Genomic DNA, 20,336 nt, shown 5'->3' on the forward strand with positions numbered 1-20,336 from the left:
TATTAATTTCCGGGATAACCCATTGTTGTAAATAAGGCCAACGCCTCTTGAGAAGTGTCCAATCTACTATGCTGCACGATGATTGGCACATTACTATCTACTTTTATGGCATACGGAACCCCTCTAGGAATCTCATTTCCTTCCCGATCTCTAATTTTGTCCAAGCGAATATGATGGGTTCTGTTAGATCTGCATTCAGAATAAAATTGATCCATCGGCTCACGGTCTTCAAAATATAAAGTAAGATGGATTTCAGCGGGATCATTCGTCAAATTTAATACACAAACAGCTTCATGGCTGATTTGATCTCCTGTACTTTTAGGTTGTAAAAAGCCATCAGGAATAATCCAAGTTCGCTTTCCAATCAACATGTTCTCCTCCGTTCGACATCATTTGTAAACGCTTTCTACTTGAAACCATTTTATCTACACTGAATTAAATCATCATTGTTCATTCTGCCATTTTTTATGGTTAATCCGGCCATTATGCTTTAAGACTATAGTTCTAAAGCTCTAAACTTTGTAACTTATATTCAGTTGGTGTCAAACCTGTTATTAACTTAAAATTTCTGCAAAAATAATGGATACTTGTATATCCGAGTTTAATAGAAACCTCTTCTACTGTTTTTGCTTCCAAGAGTAAATGTTTTGCCTTCCTAATCCTTTCATTTATTAAAAATTGCTTAGGAGTGCACCCCATTGATTCCTTAAAGATGGAAGTGAAATAAGTTGGATGGTACCCACATATATCTGCTAATTCATGAATCGTCCAATTTTTCTCAGGTTGTTTTCGTATCAATTCTAATGAAGGGGCAATCTTTCTTTTTTCTCCTAAAGATAAATCACCGTTTAATTCATTTCTAATAATTAAAGTAAGTAATTGAACAACCAATCCTCTTAGAATAAAAGTGTAGCCTGGTTCCTCATACCGATATTCTCTTACAATATGAGAAAACAATCCTTCTATATTCGGGTTAATGAAATAATGCGGAAAATTGATTTCCCGATGATCATCAATTCTAATTTTGTAAATTGTAAATCTCTCAGATAATTGACATTCCTGTATTCCATGTATTGGATGAATGGGTTCGGAAGATTCTCTATTCCAATCAAAATGAATACTCATAAATGTAAATGGGTTGCGATTTGAAGACACTAACTTATGTGGTGTGTTAGCTCCATAAAAGACACATTCACCCGCCCCAATCGAAAAAATACTATCTCCAATGGATAAGGTTGCTTTGCCTGACTCTACAAAAATTAATTGGCAATCAGAAATAGTTCGAGGTCCCCAAACCTGTCCCGCTTCAGCTGTCATTTTATTAGCAAAATTCACTGTTGGTTTAAGGCTTGAAAGTAACCCGACATTTACTACATCATTTGTCACCATTGTAAGCTCCTGATAATGAAATAACCCTCGTAAAAAAATCTGTAAAAAGTACAAAGTTTTTAATAAATATTCTAACGACACTTTGTAATACGGTTGGTATCATCTACTTAACGAAATCCCAATTAGAAAGGATGAGAATGTTGTTAACAGCACAACAATTAAAAGAATTTGAAGAAAATGGTTTTGTCAAAGGTGATGTAATCTTAAATGATGAAGAAGTTGAGCTTTTGCGCGAGCAATTAGATTTAGTCATGGCAGGTAAAACAGTTAAAAAACCAGTCCTAAATCGAGATATGAAAGATAACTCAGAGTTTGCGATGAAAATGGCCAAAAAAGATACAGTCGTCCAAATCGTTAATATGTGGATGGCGAGTGAAGCATATTTGACCCATGCAGCTAACGAAACGCTATGTGAAGAGGTCGCTCAGCTTTGCAACACTGATATCCTACGAATCTGGCACGATCAAGTACAATACAAACCACCCGTGGTTGGCGGACCTGGCGACTGGCATCAAGATCATCCAGCTTGGCCAATTATTCAACCCGCAGATCTTGTTAGTGCATGGGTAGCATTTGATGATGCAACAATTGAAAATGGCTGTATGTGGATGGTTCCCGGCAGTCATAAATGGGGTGATCATCAGCAGTACTTACAAAATACTGCTGACTATAAACCGCACCACACAAAACCTGAAGTATTACCAGAAGGTGCTAATATTGAACCTGTTCCTTTTGAAATTAAAAAAGGTCAAGTAGGTTATCACCATTGTCTGACATGGCATGGAAGTGGACCAAATACGTCACAAAGAAAGCGAAGAGCTATTGCCGTCCATTATATGCCTGGACATGTGCGGTATGAGCCAACCGGGTCACATCCTATGGAACCTTTTGTTACCGTCAAACCGGGTGAAATTTTAACTGGAGATGATTTTCCGGTAGTTTATCGAAAAAAGCCTGCTGTTCAATTGTAATGATGTAGAGGGATGTCTATTCGACGTCCCTTTTATTTAAATTGGAACGATGCAATTTCGTCAAAATGAATAACGCGGTCACGAATATCACAAAAGTTATCGATATTTACGTACTCCATTATGAAAGGAACATTTTCTGTATATTTGTGATACAAATGTAAAAATAATGGCCAATTAATATCTCCGTCACCTATTGCACGACCATAAGTATCATTTACTTTTCGGTCCTTCCCATGAAAATAAGCAATATGAGAAGCTAAATAAGCAAACATATCTTCTTCAGAATTATTAGCAATTAAATTGGCTGGATCCAGCAATACCTTTACCCGAACGGAACCTACCTGATCGATAAAATCAACCATTCTTTTTGCACTAGGAATGATATCTAATACACATGGTTCAATCGCGATCGACACATTATTCTTTTCTGCAATTTTGGATAGATGTTTTACATTTTCAACAATTCTTTGAAAATCAGCTTCATACGTATCTGCATTGACACCCCTTTTCCCAGGGATAAAGCCGCATTCAGTTGATACGAACGGAACTTGGTTAATTCCTGCAATTTCAATTAATCTTTCAAAATATGCAAGATTTTCCTCAGCCTCCTTTTCATTTGTTTCTAATAAATTGGTAAATACTCCGATTGCAGTAACCTCGACTCCTTCATTTCGGTACGTATCTAAGATTTTAATGCTCTCTTCATTCGTTAAATTTTTCATATCTGAGTGTCCGTTATACACCCAATAATTTGAATCGGTTTGGGAGAAGCAAAGCTCAGTCCATTTGAATCCATTTTTTGATAAAAGCTCTGCAGTTTCATGATTGTTCAACTGTGGAAAACTTCTTGAAACAACACCGACATCCATAATTGAATACCTACTTCCTTAGTTAAAATTTGGCAGTGGCCTTATTGTCTTTGCTTTTTGCCTTTATAAAAAGTGAGCAGGAAATCAAAATACAAGCAATTAAAAACTCACAGGTTACCAGAAATATATTTACCACTTTCCCTTTGTCCAAAAGAACCATGATGCTTTCACATATAAATAGGATGAGTGATTGACAACCCGTAACGAGCAAAAAAGTGTGAAGAAACCGACCATTTTGTTTTCCTTTGTTATAGAAATGAAACACGATAAAAACAAACATGAGCCAAAGAATCCCGATTATTAAAAAACTGAATTGATCAGCTGCCGGTACCTTCCATTTATCAATAGAATTGAAGAGTAAAATTGTCATGAAAGTGTCTTTTAAAACAAACCAAAGGATTAATCCAACTCCTGAAGAAACAGTGGACATCAATACAACGAGAAAGCTTGAAAATATTGCTTTTCCATGTTTCTTTTCAATCATGAATTTTATTCTCCCTCCAGCGATGTCGTGTTTCTTCTAAATCGGAGAGAATAGAAGTACGTGTTTCCTCACTATCCACCAAACTCGTTTTTTGTATATAAGAAACAATTTTATTAAGCTTATTCATATAATCACAAACAGCGGCCCTTTGTACTTTTTTGGCTTTATCAAACTGTCCTTCATTCTCAAACTTCAATCGCTTTGATTCATACTTTCTTGACCAGAGTTCAGGAACCTTACCCATGGTTAGTTCCTCTAGAACCATATGCTTTTCACCTATATATTTTCTCGTAAATATATTCATAACCCAGATTGAAGCAACCATTATAGAAAATAAGGCTATTATGAACACAAAGATAAGTAAGAGAATCGTGTTCATATTGCAACAGATCCTTTTAAATCTAATTCCTCTGCGAAATGACATGCCACTTGATGACCAGGAGTGACCTCATTGAACGATGGTGCTTGAACTTTACATATTTCTTGGGCATAAGGGCATCTTGGATGAAAATAACATCCCGATGGAGGATTAGCTGGATTTGCCACCTCTCCTTTTAAGATAATTCTTTCCTTTTTCAATCTTGGATTTGGAAGCGGCTTTGCTGATAATAACGCTTCTGTATAAGGATGTTTCGGATTAGTAAATAATTCTTCCGTAGTAGCTGTTTCGACCATTTTTCCGACATACATGACACCAACACGGTCCGAGATATGCTGAATTACTCCAAGATCATGCGAAATAAACAAATAGCTCAAATTCAATGTTTTTTGTAAGTCTTCCAATAAGTTAATAATTTGCGCCTGTATAGATACATCCAAAGCGGAAACAGCTTCATCGCAAACAAGGAATTTCGGATTTGTGGCTAATGCACGGGCGATTCCAATTCTCTGCCTTTGTCCTCCACTAAAGGCATGAGGATATCTTTCTAAATGCTTGCTATTTAATCCGACAATTTCCATTAAATGCTTAACTTTTTCCCTCAATTCCTCACCTTTTGCCAACTTATTACAAATAAGCGGCTCGCCGATAATATTTAAAACCGTCATACGTGGATTTAATGAGGAATAAGGATCTTGAAATATTAGCTGCATATCCCTTCTAATATCTCGTAAATGTTTATAGTCCAAGTCCATTACATCAACCATTTCATTGTGCCGGTTTTTAAATTTCACCGACCCTTCCGTTGGTTCAATTGCTCTCAATAAGCTTTTTCCTAATGTAGATTTCCCGCATCCGGATTCACCTACTAAACCAAATGTTTCTCCTTCTTTCAAATGAAATGAAACATCATCTACTGCCTTTATTTGGCCGACTGTTCTTTTGAAAAACCCTTTTTTAATCGGAAAATATTTTTTCATCGACTGCACTTCAAGAATAATGTCATCCATATTGATAGATGCCTCCTATAATTGTTCTTCTGCCAGCACGCATCTGACAAAATGGTTTTCTTTTACTTTTACAAGTGGAATATCATCTACATTGCAAACGCCATCTTTTGCAAATTTACACCTAGAGTAAAATCCGCAGCCTTTTGGAAGATTCATAGGAATAGGTACAGTTCCTTCAATAGACTCAAGTCTTTGATTCTTAAAAGATATTGTAGGGATTGACCGTAATAATCCTTGAGTGTATGGATGAACTGCGCCAAAGAATAAAGTATCAACATCTGTATATTCTACGACTTTACCTAAATACATCACGGCAACATCGTCAGACATTTCGGCAATGACTCCCAAATCATGAGTTATAAAAATGACGGCAGACCCTGATTTTTCTTTTAGATTATTAATTAAATCTAAGACTTGCGCTTGTACTGTCACATCTAATGCTGTAGTCGGTTCATCTGCAATGAGAATTGAAGGATTGCAGCAAAGAGCCATTGCAATCATTGCTCTTTGTCTCATTCCCCCCGACAGTTCGTGAGGGTATTGATCGATTCTCTGCTCTGGATTAGACATTCCTACACTTCTCAGCGTATCGATTGCTATTTTTCTAGCTTCCTTTTCATTATCCGTAACATGGAGCATTATACCTTCCATAAGCTGATTTCCAATTGTATGTATGGGAGAAAAGGCTTTCATTGGTTCCTGAAAAATCATAGATATTTCTCCACCTCTGATACTCCTTACTTCATCCCCTTTAGGATGAAGCTTCCCAATGTCAGTGACTGTATTATTTCTACGGCGAAATTTAATTTCTCCTTCCACTTTCCCTGGATATTCCACAATTTGCATAATAGCTTTCGCTGTAACACTTTTACCGCTGCCGCTTTCTCCAACAATCCCAAGTGTTTTCTTTTTCTTAATTCTTATATCCACACCGTCTACGGCTTGTAATAACCCTTCATCAAGCTTGAAATTCACCTTTAAATTGTTTGTTTCTAGAATAATTTCGTCATCATGATCAATATTGGAAGGAATATTCGGCACTTTCGTTTCAATCGTATCCAATTCTGTATCCTCCTTTTATTTATAAGGATCTGCTGCATCCCGCAGGCCATCACCAAGAAAGTTAAAAACGAGTACTGCCACAACGATAAATGCAGCTGGCCAAAGTAACCACGGATGATGAGCTAAATTTTCTAATTTTTGTGATTCGCCTAGTAAAACTCCCCAACTTACAACTGGTGGCTGGAGACCTAACCCTAGGAAACTCAATGATGTTTCACCTAGAATCGTTGCCGGGATTGAAATGGTGACACTAATGATGATGTAACTTGCAAAAGAAGGAATTAAATGTTTTGTAATAATCCTCATATTGCTAGCTCCAGCAAGTCTTGCCGCCATTGTAAAATCTTCTTCACGAAGTGATAAAATTTTTCCTCGTACTACACGAGCTAAACCGGTCCAACCAATTATTGAAAATATCATAACCATTCCTAAATATATTTTGGAAGGTGACCAGTCGGATGGTAGAGCAGCTGCAAGTGCCATCCATAGAGGTATGGTCGGAATACAAAGCAATAAATCAATTAAACGTTGAATCACAGTATCTGTGACTCCACCAAAATAACCAGAGATTCCACCTAAAATGATTCCTAGAATAACTGTCAAAATGATACCGAGAAATGCAAACGATAAAGATATTCTGGAACCGTAAAGTGTTCGAGTGAACAAATCCCTTCCTAACGAATCAGTTCCCATTAGAAAAAAAGGAGCATCAGGATCTTTTAATCCAATAATGTGAGTTTTTGTTTTAAATAATCCCCAAAATTTATATTCTTTTCCTTTTACAAAAAAATGAATGGGATGTGTTTTAGTCGTATCCTCTGCAAATGTCCGTCTGAATGTTTTCTCATCCATTTCTTGCTTCAAATCATATACAAAGGGCCTCGGGCTAAAACCTTTTTCGGGGTGAATGAAATGTAGTTTTTGAGGTGGTGCATATTTATACTCCGAAAAGCGCTCTAGCGGTAAATGCGGACTTAAGAATTCCGAAAATGCAGCGATAATAATGAGCAGTGTGAGAACAGGCGCTGAAATAATAGCTAATTTATGCTTTTTAAATTTCCACCACATCAATTTCCATTGGGAGGCAACTTCGTAATCTTCTTCTATTTTTTTATTGTTTATTGTTATGTCAGGTGTTGTCTTTTTATTAAATACTAGCTTCATTCCTGTACACCCCCAAACCTAATCCTAGGATCTATCCATGCTAGCAAAATATCAGAAATTAACGTTCCGATAACGGTTAAGACACTTAATATGAATATAAAACTCCCAGCCAGATACATATCTTGAGTCATTAATGCATCTAACAGCATTGGTCCAGTTGTTGGTAAATTAAGTACGATAGATACGATTGCTTCACCGGATATGATAGCTGGCAACGTCCAACCGATCGTACTGATCAATGGATTAATCGCCATTCTCACAGGATATTTGAATAAAAGTTTCCCCTCTTTTAATCCTTTAGCACGTGCAGTGATAACATATTGTTTTTGTAATTCGTCCAATAGCATTCCACGCATTACTCTTATTAATCCAGCTGTTCCAGCTGTTCCGATAATCAGAATAGGTACCCAAATTCTTTGCAGCATATCCAAGAATTTCGCTATACTCCATGGTGCCGATACGTATTCAGGCGAAAATAATCCCGTTATGGCTACACCTGTATTTACAAAAACTGTGTAAACCACAACAAGTGCTATCAAAAAGTTAGGCAAAGCAAGTCCAATAAATCCTATGAACGTAAATACGTAGTCCAAAATGGAATATTGACGAACAGCCGAATATATGCCAATTGGAATGGCGATAATCCATGTAAAAATGAGAGTCATGATTGAAATAACAATGGTTAATCCGAGCCGTTCCCCAATAACATCTGCAACCGGTTCATTCCAAGTAAACGAACGACCAAAATCACCATGTAGGACGATGTTTTTTATCCATATAAAATATTGAGCATATATCGGTTGATCTAAGCCATACTGACGTTTTAAACTAATGACGGTACCTTCGGATACTTTAGTACCTGATAACTCCAATTGATTAATATAAGTAGTTAAATAATCGCCTGGTGGTAATTGAATGAGTGCAAAGGAGATGATACTGATGGCGATCAGTAAAGGAATTAATTGTAAAAGTCTTTGCCCAATATATGTAAGCATCTTTGAATCTCCTTTATTTACGAATTTTTAAGGAAAAACTTAGGCAGCAATTTAACATACTACCTAAGTTTATTAGTTTTACCTGTTATTCTTTAAAATACATTTGTTCTCCAGCAAAGTTAATGCTGATTGCGGTTCCTTTGTCTGTAATATTCCCTAGCTTGGAATTGACAATTAATGGCTGTTTCACATGCTCAATATGAACAAAGTAATAAATATTTTCATGCATTTTTTCTCTCAACGTATCCATTATTTTGACTGCCTCTTCAGGTGGGCTAACATTCATCTTATTCATTAATCGGTAGAATTCTTTAACGTCTTCTGGCGGCTCTTCACCTTTTTCTCCACCTGAATTCCACCAAGCATTCCAAAGGTTGCCCCAGAATCCTTGCCCCCAGTCCTGCATGTAGTAAAGTGGGGTATGTGTCCAAATAATTGTTGCTTGGAGCTCATTCGCAGCATTTCTTGTTCCCCATAATGCTGAATCCAATGTTTTTACTGTTACATGGATTCCAATTTCCTTCCACATCTCTGTAAGCAATTCAGCTAATGGAACAATATCTGGAGCTGCTGCTTGAACTTCAAATGGAATTGTAAATCGTTTCCCGTCCGGTCCTTTACGGAAGCCATCGGAACCTTTTTCCATTCCCATCTCATCTAATAAAGCATTCGCTTTATCTAAATCGAGGGTACTATCGATAACTGTGGATGGTTCGGCAAAGCCATAATAGAGAGTGTCGATAATCTCATCACGGTCGATGGCATAGTTTAGTGCTTTTCTAAAGCGCACATCATTGACCACTTTACGCCAATTTTCATTATCATAAGTTAAATTCAACATGACATCAGTTGGAGTTAAGTGCATATTTGCTAGTAACGCTTCATATCCACCTTTTTCCGCGTTTTCTCTATAAACAGGCATTTTGGACAATGCTGTTGCTTCTCGGTTAAAGTCTACTTCCCCAGCAATGATTTTCAATCCTGTCATTTCGATGTCTTGGACAATAGCACTTTTTACCATATCAATGTATGGCAACTGATTTCCTTCTGCATCAACTTTAAAATAATATGGATTTCTTTCGTATAATCCATATGTTTTTGTCATTTCTTTGAGCTTCCACGGATATAAAACTGGAAAACCGACTGCGTTCGGATGGCTCATTTCTCTTTCAGTTATATCCATATAGTTAAATAGATTCACCCAGCTAACTTCTTGATCTTCTTCAAATTTATGATCGGAAATTAATTTCTTTAAATCATTTGGATCTGCATAATCTTTATGGAACTGCTTAAGATAATGAGCTGGCTTGAGAAGATCAGCATACCCTCTCCAGTTTTGTATCGCTAAGCTAATTGGAAATCCACCATTTGGTTCATCGAAAGATATTTTAAACGTGTAATCATCAATAATTTCCAGTTTTAATGGTGAGCCTTCAACATTTCCACCTGAATGGAGCCAAGCAGGTAAAATTGGCACCAATTCTTTATTAAGTTGGAAATCCTCAATTGCAAACCTAACATCTTCTGTTGTGACAGGCTCTCCATCAGACCATTTAAGTCCTTCTCTCATATAAAACGTAAATTCTTTTTGATCATCTGATACTTCATAATCTTTCAACACATTTCCAGTTACTTCTTCTCCTAGAATTCCCGGGGTGTTCAACAAAGGTTCATTGCTCATTACAAAAAAGTCTGGGTCCCATGTAGGAGATTGAGCAACAGTATTTAAAGTACCTCCATACTTCCCGATTTCGAACTTAAGATACTCAGGAGGCATTTCATTTGGGAGTTTAGGTTCCTTTGGTAGCCTATCCTTCACATCCGGTAAATCCATGCCATCTAGAATTGGAGATTGATGAAATTCCTTTATTTCAGAGACATCGACTACTTCTGGTTGAGACTTTCCATTTCCATCGGGATTTTCTTTCTGTGGGTCATTGGAGGTCTGGTTACTTTTCGACGAACAGCCAACGATTATCAGCGAAAAAATGATAATCAAAATAAAGCTTAGTTTAATAGATGACCGCATAAATTTTCCCCCTATTTTTATTATTGAACAATTGAATTGTTTCGAATATTAAGTCAATATTTTATGTAATCCCTCCTCTTTTTAATCGAAATTTCTTCAAATTCCTGGCTATTTATGCTCTCCTTGTTGCAAAATCAATTATTTCTCTTTTAGGATGAGCTTTCCATTCATCCCATGTTAAGCCATATTCGCCTAGAACTTTTTCAATCCTACGTTTAAATGGCAAGCCTTGCTTTTTTAACACAGATTGCATCGGATCTTCACGGGATTGAAGTTTGTCTTTGACCCAGTTTGTTAATTGTTCATGGAAAGCAGATGCTTGTTCCGATAGATTGTTGATTAGATTATTTTCCTCATTAGGATCTTCAATTAAGCTATAAAGCTCAGCTGGAGGTCTTGTAAATGGACCAGAATCATATGTTTCGATATATTTGTAATGTTTTGTGCGAATCCCTCGCGCCGCTTGCCATGCACATTCACTTAAAAAAATTTCACTATGGTGAACAGAATCATTACCATTAATTAATGGGAAAAGGCTTTTTCCATCTAATCCAGATGGTATTTCAAGATTAAGAGCCTCAAGTATAGTCGGCATAAGATCTGCATGTTGCACTAAACTTCGAATCCTTTTTCCGGATGGAATATTATTTGGCCACCTGATGATTAATGGAATATGGACAGTTTGATCATATAAACCGCAATGGTCCCAAAATATATCGTGTTCCGTTAAGCTTTCTCCATGATCACCAAACAAGACTAGCAACGTTTCATCTATTATGCCTAGCTCATCGAGATACATATCTAATTCCTTTAATAAATCGTCTAAATATCTAATTTCTGCATCGTATAATGCATTAACATAGTTTGTATCTGTAATATTTCCAAGTAAATCATAATGGTGATATTTAAAAAATGGGTAAGCAGGATGATTAAATGCTCTTTCCATGCTTTTATTATTAGGATCGAATTGATATTTATTAGAGTTGTAAAATGCTGGGATATATTCTTTAGGTGGTAAATAAGGGGTATGGGGATCCCAATAATGAAGAAATAGAAAGAAATCCTTATCTTTATGCTCTTTAAGCCATGGCTTTGCAAGACCGTTGATGGTTTTCCCATCAATCCATCGTGTTTTACCTACAGTGTTGATATAATATTGATAGCCTCTTGCAAACCATTCTTTCAAATTGTATAAATTGTCAACTGCAGCAGTAGTGTAGCCTGCATTTCGTAAAATAGTCGGCAACCACTCTATTTCTTTTGTTAAGTAATTCAATGAAGAACCATGTGATACGACTCCAGTTGTAAGTCCGACCTTGCCTGTAAAAATGCTCGTATGCGCCACCTCGGTAGGAATATCTGATGCGAAAGCGCTTTCAAAAAGCGCACCTTGCTCCGCGATTTTATCCATATACGGACTTGTAGGTAGATGATACCCGTAACAACCGAGCCTATTTGCTCTTAATGTATCTAATGATATAAAGATGATTTTCATTGTAGCCCCCTAAGCAAGTGAAACAGAATTATAATAACTCTGTTACATTAAGTTAAGTATCATTTTACTTTCTAAAAATTCTCAATTCATGGTCAATAAGGACATTTTCATGGTGTATCTGGCCAAATTTTGGATATGTTTCCGATTATCTTTATATGTGAATGTTTTTTGAATCTAAATAAAAATAAAAGTAAATGAAAAAAGGCAAAGTCAAAATGACTAAGCCTTACTATGTAAAAGGCGATAACTAAATATAGTTTTCATCTTTTACTTTTTTCCTCTTAATATTGGCAATGTACAGCAGCGAAATGAACCTCCCGATTTAATAATCTCAGATATATCTACTTCTATTACGTTATATCCTAACGTTTTTAACTTTTTATTCACATTTTTATTAATTGGTAAACTAAAAACTCTCTTTTCACCTATGGATAGTACATTCGTTCCAAGTGTAAATTGTTCATCTTCAGAAACTTCTATTAACTGAAATCTCGTCTTTAAAAAATCAATAGTGTTTTGATCTAACGCTTCAGGAAAATATAGCGCTTCGTTTGGAGAAAGAATATTAAAAACACAGTCTAAATGAAGATATTTTTCGTCAAATGGAATTGGAATAATTTCGTGATCGGGTAAGATTTTTTTCATTTGTTCCACAGCTTTACCGTTTGTACGACTACTAATCCCGATATAGACAGTATTTTTATTGATAATAACGTCCCCGCCTTCAATAACTCCTTTTGTTAAGTCCTGAAATAAAATCTCTTTTTCCTGTAAAATTTGTTTTAAAACCTTCTCCTCACCTAATCTAATATCATTGGCCATCTCTGCAACAAATAAAGTTGAACCAATTGTAAAACCAATATCTCGAGTAAAAACCTGCTCAGGATATTGCTGGGAAGGAGGTATAAGAATTACTTCTACACCTTGTTGTTGCAACGACTTTATAAATTCTGTATGCTGCCTAGTGGCAAGTTCAGAATCAATATTTTCATTTTTGTATTGCTTTTGAGTTTCATTAATAACTTCCTTAATCTTCATGTACTTAGGCTCGCATAAAATCACTTTATGTAATGTTTCGTATTCAGTATCACAAAAAACCCTTAACTGTTTTTCGAAAGCTAATGCCATTTGAGATCCTCCAAATAGTTTTATTTTATGTTTACCCAACACGTATGTCATATTCCCTGCATAACAACGTATCTAAACAAAAAAATTGTTTTAAAACAAAAAAAGAGTTAGAAAAAGTGGTGCTTTTTCTAACTCCTAGTTGTTTGCATTGAATAGATTTATGATCCTTATAAATCCTTCACTTTTAACTTACCGACGATTTCACATTAGAAAGAGGTTTTTTTCTCAAGAATTGATTTAATTTCTCCGACCCAAAAAGCATGGCAATTACAAAAATCACTATAACCAACGGGAACAGTTTAATTGTTGAATGAGATGCTATGAAACCAAACAAAGGTGGCAGGAAAGTAGCGCCAGTATAAGCAAAGGCCATTTGATAACCCATAATGGTTTGAGAATGTTCTTTACCAAAACGTGCCGGTGTTTCATGTAACATGCTTGGAAAAATAGGCGCTAATCCTAGACCTACCAATATAAAGCCGACTAATGAGAATACCGGAGCTAGTGGCAATAACAGACATAACGCTCCAGCTAACGCAATCATTTGTCCGCCTCTAATTAGTATTTTGTTGTTTACTTTTAATGTAACAAAACCTGTAATCAATCTGCCTACAGTAATTCCGCCGTAATATAAAGAAACCCATCGCGCAGCAACTTCTACAGGTAATTGTTTAACATTTACTAAAAAACTACTTCCCCAAAGTCCCATAGTTGCTTCCACGCCACAATAGAATAGAAAAGCTATTAGTGCTAACTTAACTCCTTTAATTTTTAGAGGTCTTGTATTTTTAACACTTTCATTAACATGAGTATTTGTATCATCCATTGCTTCATTCGAAACATTATTGCTGCGATTTCCAACCTTATTCCATAAAGGTAAGCTAAAAAAAAGAATGATTACTAAAGCGAACTGTATTCCAGCAATAGCAAAATATCCACTTCTCCAAGCATTTTGGTCTGAAATAAATTGTGCCATTATAATAGGACCAAGAGTGGCGCCGACTCCCCAGAAACAATGTAACCAGCTCATATGATGAGCTTTGTAATGAGTAGCAACATAATTATTTAATGCTGCATCAACAGAACCTGCACCTAATCCTAGTGGAATAGCACATATGACTAACCAAAAAAGAGATGGTGCATATGAAAATCCAAGTAAAGCGGCCGCTGTCATTAGAACACTTATAAATGTAACTTTTCCAGTCCCTAATTTTCCAATAATTATCCCGCTTGATAGACTTGAAATAATTGTGCCTCCAGCTATTACCATGAATAGCACTCCAGCAGTATCAAGCCTTGCACCAAATTCAGGTTGCATTGCTGGCCATGCTACCCCTAACAATGAGTCTGGTAAACCTAAACTAATAAACGCTAAATAAATAAGTATTAAAAAGAATGTTGCCATTTATGTACCCGCCTTCTATTAAGGTATTATTGCTTCTATATGTCTGTATTTGAAATCAATAAATCAAGACCTAGACTTTGTAATCCATGCAGGTAGTCTTGTTCCCAATCACTCATTGTAATCTCGGGAAGATGCTCTCGAGGAATATATCTTGAACTTATTAATGTAATTTTTTCTACAATAGGTTTGGTCACTTCGTCACTACAAAAAATGAATGTATGAGGGTTAATGATAGCTGTAAACGAAGCAATCAATCTTGCAACTGCATCAATTTCTTTATCATCTTTAAATGATTTATTGTTATTCCCTATCGCCTGCAAAAAACTTTGATTATTATATAAAGGAACAAACGATACCTCTCCTGAGAAAAAAGAACTTCCTCGCACTACATCTCCGTTTATCATTATTCCTGCTCCTGGACCATTTTCTCCGGATGACAAATAAACTAGTGATGGATTATCTTTATTTCTATTATTTTTTTGAAATCCGAGTACTGCAGCATTCATATCATTCTCCACTACAACAGGGATAGAAAAATAATGCTCTAAGTACTTTTTTAAATCAAAGTTATTATAATTTTCGTAGCCTGGTATATAAAAAATTCGTCCATTATCAACAGCACCAGGAACGCCAATTGCGATTGATTCAATTTTTGGGTATTTTTTAATGATGCCATCAATATGTTTGGTGAGTTTTTCTATATCATCGTTTAATACACTAGTAGTTTTTCCTTGTTCCTTCATTTCACCTATACAATTAAAAATGATAAACTTTGTCTCAGTTCTTTCTAAAAAAATAGCCAAACCCAACATATATTCTGGATTATATGCATATCTTTTCGCCCTTCTTCCTCCACTGGACTCATCAAGACCAACTAAATTAAGTTCCCCTTCCTTCTCCATTTGCGTTAAAAATTTACTGATTGTCGGGAAACTTATTCCTAAATGATCGCTTAGTTCAACTTTTGTGGTACTTCCCTTTTCCAAAAGAGTTGAGCGAATTCTACGATGAATAACTTTTTTCATTGTTTTTGGAGTTGTGATATTTTCATTCATAATGATTCACCTCGAAAACTTATTAAATTTCTTTAATAAGTGGTGTTGATAATATAGCATAGAACATTTTTTTAAGCAATGATAAAAATGAAAACGTTCAGGTTTCTGAACGTTTTCTACGAAACATTTGCTCTATTTTTACTGATGTTTTTTCAACATTTCCTGTAAATAATGCTCTGATTTTCCTTTCGGGATACTTAAGCTATCCCAACTTTCTCCTTTTAGCTGCTTGCCAATATAAACAATCTGCCCTATATGATAAGAATAATGGGCTACCTGTCTTTCAATGGCATCTATTACTAAATGCTTTTCACCGCGTATATACACTTCTTTCAATAAGTCGGATTCCTTTAAACTATTTAGCGTTTCAAAAAGAGTGCTCCAGCCTCTTTCTGAAATCTCGATCATATCTTTTTTGGAGGTTATATCATTCTCAAATTCCTGTTCCCGATTCCTATATGGCTTCTCCCCATCTGAATCAAGAAAATCAGTCCACCTTGAAATCATGTTCCCACTTAAATGCTTAACAATGATTGCAACACTATTGGAATCTTCATTCATTTGCCAATGAATATCGTCTTCTGATATTTGTTCGAATGTCCGATCCCCAAGACTTTTTATATTTTTAAACCTTTCAGTAACAACACGTAAGTATTCAGTTCCTATACTCATCTGGCTCCTCCTTATATAAAATGTTATTTTTACTCCAATCATTTTTATAAAGATCTGTCACTGTTATATTCACAATTCCTTTTTCATTTAAAGATATGTCATGATCTTCGTATGCAGAAGTCGGGAAAATGTAAAAACCAAATTCATCACCATCTTTATAATTTATCCCACTTTCACTGAATATTGGACAATGATATAGTTTCCCATTATGTTCAGAAGTCATTTTAGCGGACATATTTGATGAAAAGGAATTGTTAGCTTCCCTTGAATGCTGAACGCCTGATATTAATGTCGCATGTGAAAATGAATATTCTCCACTAAATCTAAAACCTATGCGAAAGCCACCCGAACTTACATCACCACTATTATCTACAAAGGAAACATATATTCTGTGGGTACCATCATTATATAATTCTTTTCCAAGATTGCTTTCCAATTTTGAAAGATCAATGGGAATTGAATACTCGCCCTTTATTTTATGACTTCTTTCAACACTAAAATCTGTCGTATTGTCGGCAATAGCTTTGATCCCACTCCAATAATAAGGTAAACCAGTAGCAAACAATAAAAGGACCAAAACTGTAGCAAACAGAGTCGAGTAAACCAACACTTTTTTATTTTTTGCATACATAATAATGTCCTCCTGTCTAAAGGTCTTATTATATGAAGATTCAAAAAATTTTATGGATTATTTGCCATAGTAGCTAGTAATCTTCTAACTATGGCAAATATAAATATTTCTTAATTATTCAACTTCCACTCTCCACCCAAACGGGTCTTCTACAGATCCTGTTTGAATACTTGTTAATGAGTCATAAATCTTTTTAGATAATTCCCCTGTCTTTGCTTCATTAATAATGATTTTTTCACCTTGCCAAGACAGCTCTCCAATTGGTGAAATGACTGCTGCAGTTCCAGTACCAAATGCTTCTTCTAATTCACTTGCATGGTAGGCCTGGAAAATTTCATCAATTGAGATTTTTCTTTCAACGACTGGAATATTCCAAAAGTGTAAAAGCTCTAATACAGATTTTCTCGTAATTCCTTCTAAAATACTACCATTTAATTCAGGAGTAATAACTTCTCCCTTAATTTTAAAGAACACATTCATACTTCCTACTTCTTCAATGTATTTATGTTCTCTTCCATCCAACCAAAGAACTTGTGAAAATCCCTCTGCCTCAGCTTCTTCTTGTGCTTTTAATGATGCTGCATAGTTTCCTGCTGTTTTTGCATTTCCTGTTCCACCTTTTACAGCACGGACGAATTCACTTTCAACGGCAATCTTAACAGGATTGATTCCTTCTTTATAATAAGCACCAACTGGTGACAAGATAATCATAAATTTATACGTATTTGAAGGAGATACTCCTAAATAAGGCTCATCCGCAAAAATAAATGGACGGACATAGAGAGAAGTGCCTTCTACATTCGGGACCCAATCTTTATCAATCGAAATCAGTTTTTTCAAGGCAAATAAAGCAAATTCCTCATCAATTTCAGGAATGCAAAGCCTTTGATTAGAGCGATTTAATCGTTTCATATTTTCATCGGGTCTAAATAATACGACTTCATCTTCTTTTGTTTTATAGGCTTTAAGTCCTTCAAAAACAGTCTGTCCGTAATGAAAAATAATTGCAGCTGGATCCAACGTAATCGGCTGATAAGGAATAATCCTTGCATCATGCCAACCTTTTCCTTTCGTATAATCCATTACAAACATATGGTCCGTAAATACAGTACCGAAGGAAAGCTGGTTAAATGCAGGCTTTTCTTTTTTCGTTGAGCTTAACTGTACATCAATTTGATAATCTTTCAAAAATGCCATCTCCTTTATGTCGTTCACTTAATTATATACGTACTTGCCCATTCCCATAAATAAAAAATTTACTCGAAGTAAGTGCTTGTAATCCCATAGGTCCTCTTGCGTGGAGTTTTTGGGTACTAATTCCAATTTCAGCACCATACCCGAATTCGAATCCATCTGTAAATCTTGTTGAAGCATTATGGTATACAGCTGCAGCGTCAACGTTATTTAAAAAGATCGCTGCATTTCTTTCGTCTTCGGTGATAATTGCTTCTGAATGTTGGGTTCCATATTTATTAATATGGTCGATTGCTTCTTCCAAGGAATTTATCACTTTTACACTGACGGTCAAGCCAAGGTATTCCGTCTCCCAATCTCCTTCAGAAGCAAGTTTTGCATCAGGTATTATTTGAACTACTTTTTCATCACCATGAATCTCTACATTATTTTCATGTAGCTTTGCTAATAGACTTTCGCCAAATTGGTCAAACCACTTTTCATGGATGAGAATTGATTCTATAGCGTTACATACAGATGGACGTTGTAATTTTGCATTTAGTACGATTTCATGAGTCATATTCTCTTTCGCGCTTTCATCGATAAAAATATGGCAATTACCTGCTCCCGTTTCAATAACGGGTACAGTCGATTCGCGAACCACTGTATCAATTAAATTTTTTCCGCCTCTAGGAATTAGTACATCTAAATATTCATTCAACTGAAAAAGCTCCTTCGCGGTTTCGCGGCTTGTGTCTTCTATAAGCTGAATAGAATCAACTGGAACGACACTTTTTTCTAGAGCTGAATGAATTGATTTTATGAGAGCCATGTTCGAATATTTCGCAGAAGAACTCCCTCTTAATATGACTGAGTTTCCCGTTTTAAGAGCGAGGGTTGCTGCATCAATCGTTACATTTGGCCTTGCTTCATAAATCATTCCGATGACACCAATTGGTACACGCTTTTTTCGTATCACTAATCCATTATCTTTTTCTATTGTCTCAAGAGTTTCGCCGATTGGATCCTTTAAGTCGATCAATTGATGAATCGCATTGGCCATATCTAGAATCCGCTTTTCATTCAGCATAATGCGATCTAGAACTGCATCTGTCAGTCCATTGCTTTTCCCTTCACTCAAGTCCTTTTCATTTTCGGAAAGAATCGTTGCTTTATCTTCAAGCAATTGGTTGGCAATTAAGGCTAATGCTGCATTTTTCTCTTCGGTGGAAAGTGTTACAAGTGAATAACTTGCCATCTTTGCTGCCCGGCCTTTTCTTTTTACTTCACTCATTTCTACCCCTCCATTTTATTAAACTTGAACCCAGCGATTTCGGTGAATCACTTCAATAGAAGGTGCAAGTGGCTCCATTCCTTTTTCTTCGTTTCTTCTTTTTATTTCCTTTTTTAATTCATCAGAAGAATAACTAACTTCACCTTTTCCTATTAATCCATTAATCCCAAATACTTCAACGACATCTCCTTTTTGAAACGTCCCATTAATTTTAAACACACCTGCCGGCAATAAACTCTTGCCATTATATAAAATTGCTTCTTCTGCACCTTGGTCGACATAAATTTTACCCATTGAATCTGAATGAAAGGCAATCCACTGTCTGCTCGTATTAATCGGTGAAAAATCAGAACTGGAAATATACGTACCATCCCCATTGCCGCGCAGGATTTCCATCAATTTATCTTGTCCTTGTCCTTTCCCGATAAACACCGGTACACCTAATGAAGTAGCAGTTTTGGCCGCAAGTAATTTGGACCTCATTCCTCCTGTTCCTACTTTTGAACCTACATCATTCGTGGCTGCCAACATTTCGTCTGTAATTTCATGTAAAAAATCTAATTTCTTGGCAGCCGGATTTTGACGTGGATTGGAATCATATAATCCGTTAATATCTGTTAATATAATCAGCTGATCTGCATGAATGAACCCACTGACTAGTGCGGATAGCATATCATTATCTCCAAACGTTAATTCTTCAACAGAAACTGTATCGTTTTCATTGATTATTGGCAAAATTCCGCGTTCAAGTAATTCCATAATCGTGGCAAAAGCATTTCTGTATCTTTCACGGTTGGAAAAGTCATTTCTAGTTAAGAGAATTTGAGCGGGAACAATTTGATATTGACTAAATTTTTCCATATAGGACTGAATCAAAACACTTTGTCCCACCGATGCAGCAGCTTGCCTTCCTTTTATCGTAACCGGCCTTGATGGATAACCTAAATGAGCGAATCCAGCTGCAACAGCTCCAGAAGAAACTAAAATCACTTCATGCCTTGCTTTACGAAGCTTAGCTACAGCTTTAACGTGATCGTTCAGTTTCTCTTGGTCAATTTCCCCTTTTTCATTTGTTAAAGAACTACTTCCGATTTTTACAACAATCCGTTGCTTTCTCATACTTCCAATCCC

Annotated in this window: 20 protein-coding genes; 1 reads left to right on the forward strand and 19 read right to left on the reverse strand. The window is 35.9% G+C overall.

What is annotated here, in order from left to right; translation table 11 throughout:
* Nucleotides 1-2: 2 nt before the first annotated feature.
* Both KHA97_RS04090 and KHA97_RS04095 read right to left on the reverse strand, forming a co-directional pair.
* Nucleotides 3-371 (reverse strand): sensory rhodopsin transducer, encoded by a 369-nt coding sequence (locus KHA97_RS04090; RefSeq protein ID WP_233713283.1) that lies wholly within the window; start codon nt 369-371, stop codon nt 3-5.
* A 133-nt stretch (nt 372-504) separates the two neighbouring features.
* Nucleotides 505-1,389, reverse strand: a complete 885-nt coding sequence (locus KHA97_RS04095) for an AraC family transcriptional regulator (protein WP_213123455.1) — start codon at nt 1,387-1,389, stop codon at nt 505-507.
* 140 nt (nt 1,390-1,529) lie between these two features.
* Between KHA97_RS04095 and KHA97_RS04100 the strand changes: the two genes are divergently transcribed.
* The gene (locus KHA97_RS04100) at nt 1,530-2,360 is read left to right on the forward strand and encodes a phytanoyl-CoA dioxygenase family protein (protein WP_213123456.1); all 831 of its coding nucleotides are present in this window, start codon (nt 1,530-1,532) and stop codon (nt 2,358-2,360) included.
* Between the two features lie 32 nt (nt 2,361-2,392).
* Here the strand turns inward: KHA97_RS04100 and KHA97_RS04105 are convergent, their stop codons facing one another.
* The 17 genes from KHA97_RS04105 to proB form a co-directional block, all read right to left on the reverse strand.
* Entirely contained in the window at nt 2,393-3,229 is an 837-nt protein-coding gene (locus tag KHA97_RS04105; RefSeq protein WP_213123457.1) for a sugar phosphate isomerase/epimerase family protein, read from the reverse strand.
* Between the two features lie 22 nt (nt 3,230-3,251).
* Complete coding sequence (locus KHA97_RS04110; protein WP_213123458.1) at nt 3,252-3,713, reverse strand: hypothetical protein; 462 nt, start codon at nt 3,711-3,713, stop codon at nt 3,252-3,254.
* Nucleotides 3,706-3,978 (reverse strand): hypothetical protein, encoded by a 273-nt coding sequence (locus tag KHA97_RS04115; RefSeq protein ID WP_213123459.1) that lies wholly within the window; start codon nt 3,976-3,978, stop codon nt 3,706-3,708. Before KHA97_RS04115 ends, KHA97_RS04110 begins: the two co-directional genes overlap by 8 nt.
* Before the next feature lie 110 nt (nt 3,979-4,088).
* Nucleotides 4,089-5,102, reverse strand: a complete 1,014-nt coding sequence (locus KHA97_RS04120; RefSeq protein ID WP_213123460.1) for an ABC transporter ATP-binding protein — start codon at nt 5,100-5,102, stop codon at nt 4,089-4,091.
* A gap of 15 nt (nt 5,103-5,117) precedes the next feature.
* Complete coding sequence (locus KHA97_RS04125; RefSeq protein WP_233713285.1) at nt 5,118-6,164, reverse strand: ABC transporter ATP-binding protein; 1,047 nt, start codon at nt 6,162-6,164, stop codon at nt 5,118-5,120.
* A gap of 15 nt (nt 6,165-6,179) precedes the next feature.
* Nucleotides 6,180-7,328 carry an ABC transporter permease gene (locus KHA97_RS04130; RefSeq protein ID WP_213123461.1) on the reverse strand — a complete coding sequence of 383 codons (1,149 nt, stop codon included), beginning with the start codon at nt 7,326-7,328 and terminating at the stop codon, nt 6,180-6,182.
* On the reverse strand, nt 7,325-8,323 hold the full coding sequence (locus KHA97_RS04135) for an ABC transporter permease (protein ID WP_213123462.1): 999 nt from the start codon (nt 8,321-8,323) through the stop codon (nt 7,325-7,327). The genes KHA97_RS04130 and KHA97_RS04135 overlap by 4 nt, the downstream gene beginning before the upstream one ends.
* Before the next feature lie 85 nt (nt 8,324-8,408).
* Nucleotides 8,409-10,352, reverse strand: a complete 1,944-nt coding sequence (locus KHA97_RS04140; RefSeq protein WP_213123463.1) for an ABC transporter substrate-binding protein — start codon at nt 10,350-10,352, stop codon at nt 8,409-8,411.
* Between the two features lie 112 nt (nt 10,353-10,464).
* Nucleotides 10,465-11,847 carry a sulfatase gene (locus KHA97_RS04145; RefSeq protein WP_213123464.1) on the reverse strand — a complete coding sequence of 461 codons (1,383 nt, stop codon included), beginning with the start codon at nt 11,845-11,847 and terminating at the stop codon, nt 10,465-10,467.
* A gap of 267 nt (nt 11,848-12,114) precedes the next feature.
* Nucleotides 12,115-12,975, reverse strand: coding sequence for a dimethylarginine dimethylaminohydrolase family protein (locus KHA97_RS04150; RefSeq protein ID WP_213123465.1), 861 nt, complete (start codon nt 12,973-12,975; stop codon nt 12,115-12,117).
* Nucleotides 12,976-13,159: 184 nt separating this feature from the next.
* Nucleotides 13,160-14,380 (reverse strand): MFS transporter, encoded by a 1,221-nt coding sequence (locus tag KHA97_RS04155; protein WP_213123466.1) that lies wholly within the window; start codon nt 14,378-14,380, stop codon nt 13,160-13,162.
* Nucleotides 14,381-14,415: 35 nt separating this feature from the next.
* Complete coding sequence (locus tag KHA97_RS04160) at nt 14,416-15,435, reverse strand: ROK family transcriptional regulator (RefSeq protein WP_213123467.1); 1,020 nt, start codon at nt 15,433-15,435, stop codon at nt 14,416-14,418.
* Nucleotides 15,436-15,573: 138 nt separating this feature from the next.
* Nucleotides 15,574-16,107 carry a DUF1572 family protein gene (locus KHA97_RS04165; RefSeq protein WP_213123468.1) on the reverse strand — a complete coding sequence of 178 codons (534 nt, stop codon included), beginning with the start codon at nt 16,105-16,107 and terminating at the stop codon, nt 15,574-15,576.
* Complete coding sequence (locus KHA97_RS04170; RefSeq protein WP_213123469.1) at nt 16,091-16,738, reverse strand: hypothetical protein; 648 nt, start codon at nt 16,736-16,738, stop codon at nt 16,091-16,093. The genes KHA97_RS04165 and KHA97_RS04170 overlap by 17 nt, the downstream gene beginning before the upstream one ends.
* A gap of 114 nt (nt 16,739-16,852) precedes the next feature.
* Entirely contained in the window at nt 16,853-17,926 is a 1,074-nt protein-coding gene (locus KHA97_RS04175) for a branched-chain amino acid aminotransferase (RefSeq protein WP_213123470.1), read from the reverse strand.
* Between the two features lie 31 nt (nt 17,927-17,957).
* Complete coding sequence (locus KHA97_RS04180; protein ID WP_213123471.1) at nt 17,958-19,205, reverse strand: glutamate-5-semialdehyde dehydrogenase; 1,248 nt, start codon at nt 19,203-19,205, stop codon at nt 17,958-17,960.
* Nucleotides 19,206-19,223: 18 nt separating this feature from the next.
* Entirely contained in the window at nt 19,224-20,324 is a 1,101-nt protein-coding gene (proB, locus tag KHA97_RS04185) for a glutamate 5-kinase (protein WP_213123472.1), read from the reverse strand.
* Nucleotides 20,325-20,336 lie beyond the last annotated feature (12 nt).

It is taken from the genome of Lederbergia citri (assembly GCF_018343625.1).
GTDB classification, from domain to species: Bacteria; Bacillota; Bacilli; order Bacillales; family Bacillaceae_C; genus Lederbergia; species Lederbergia citri.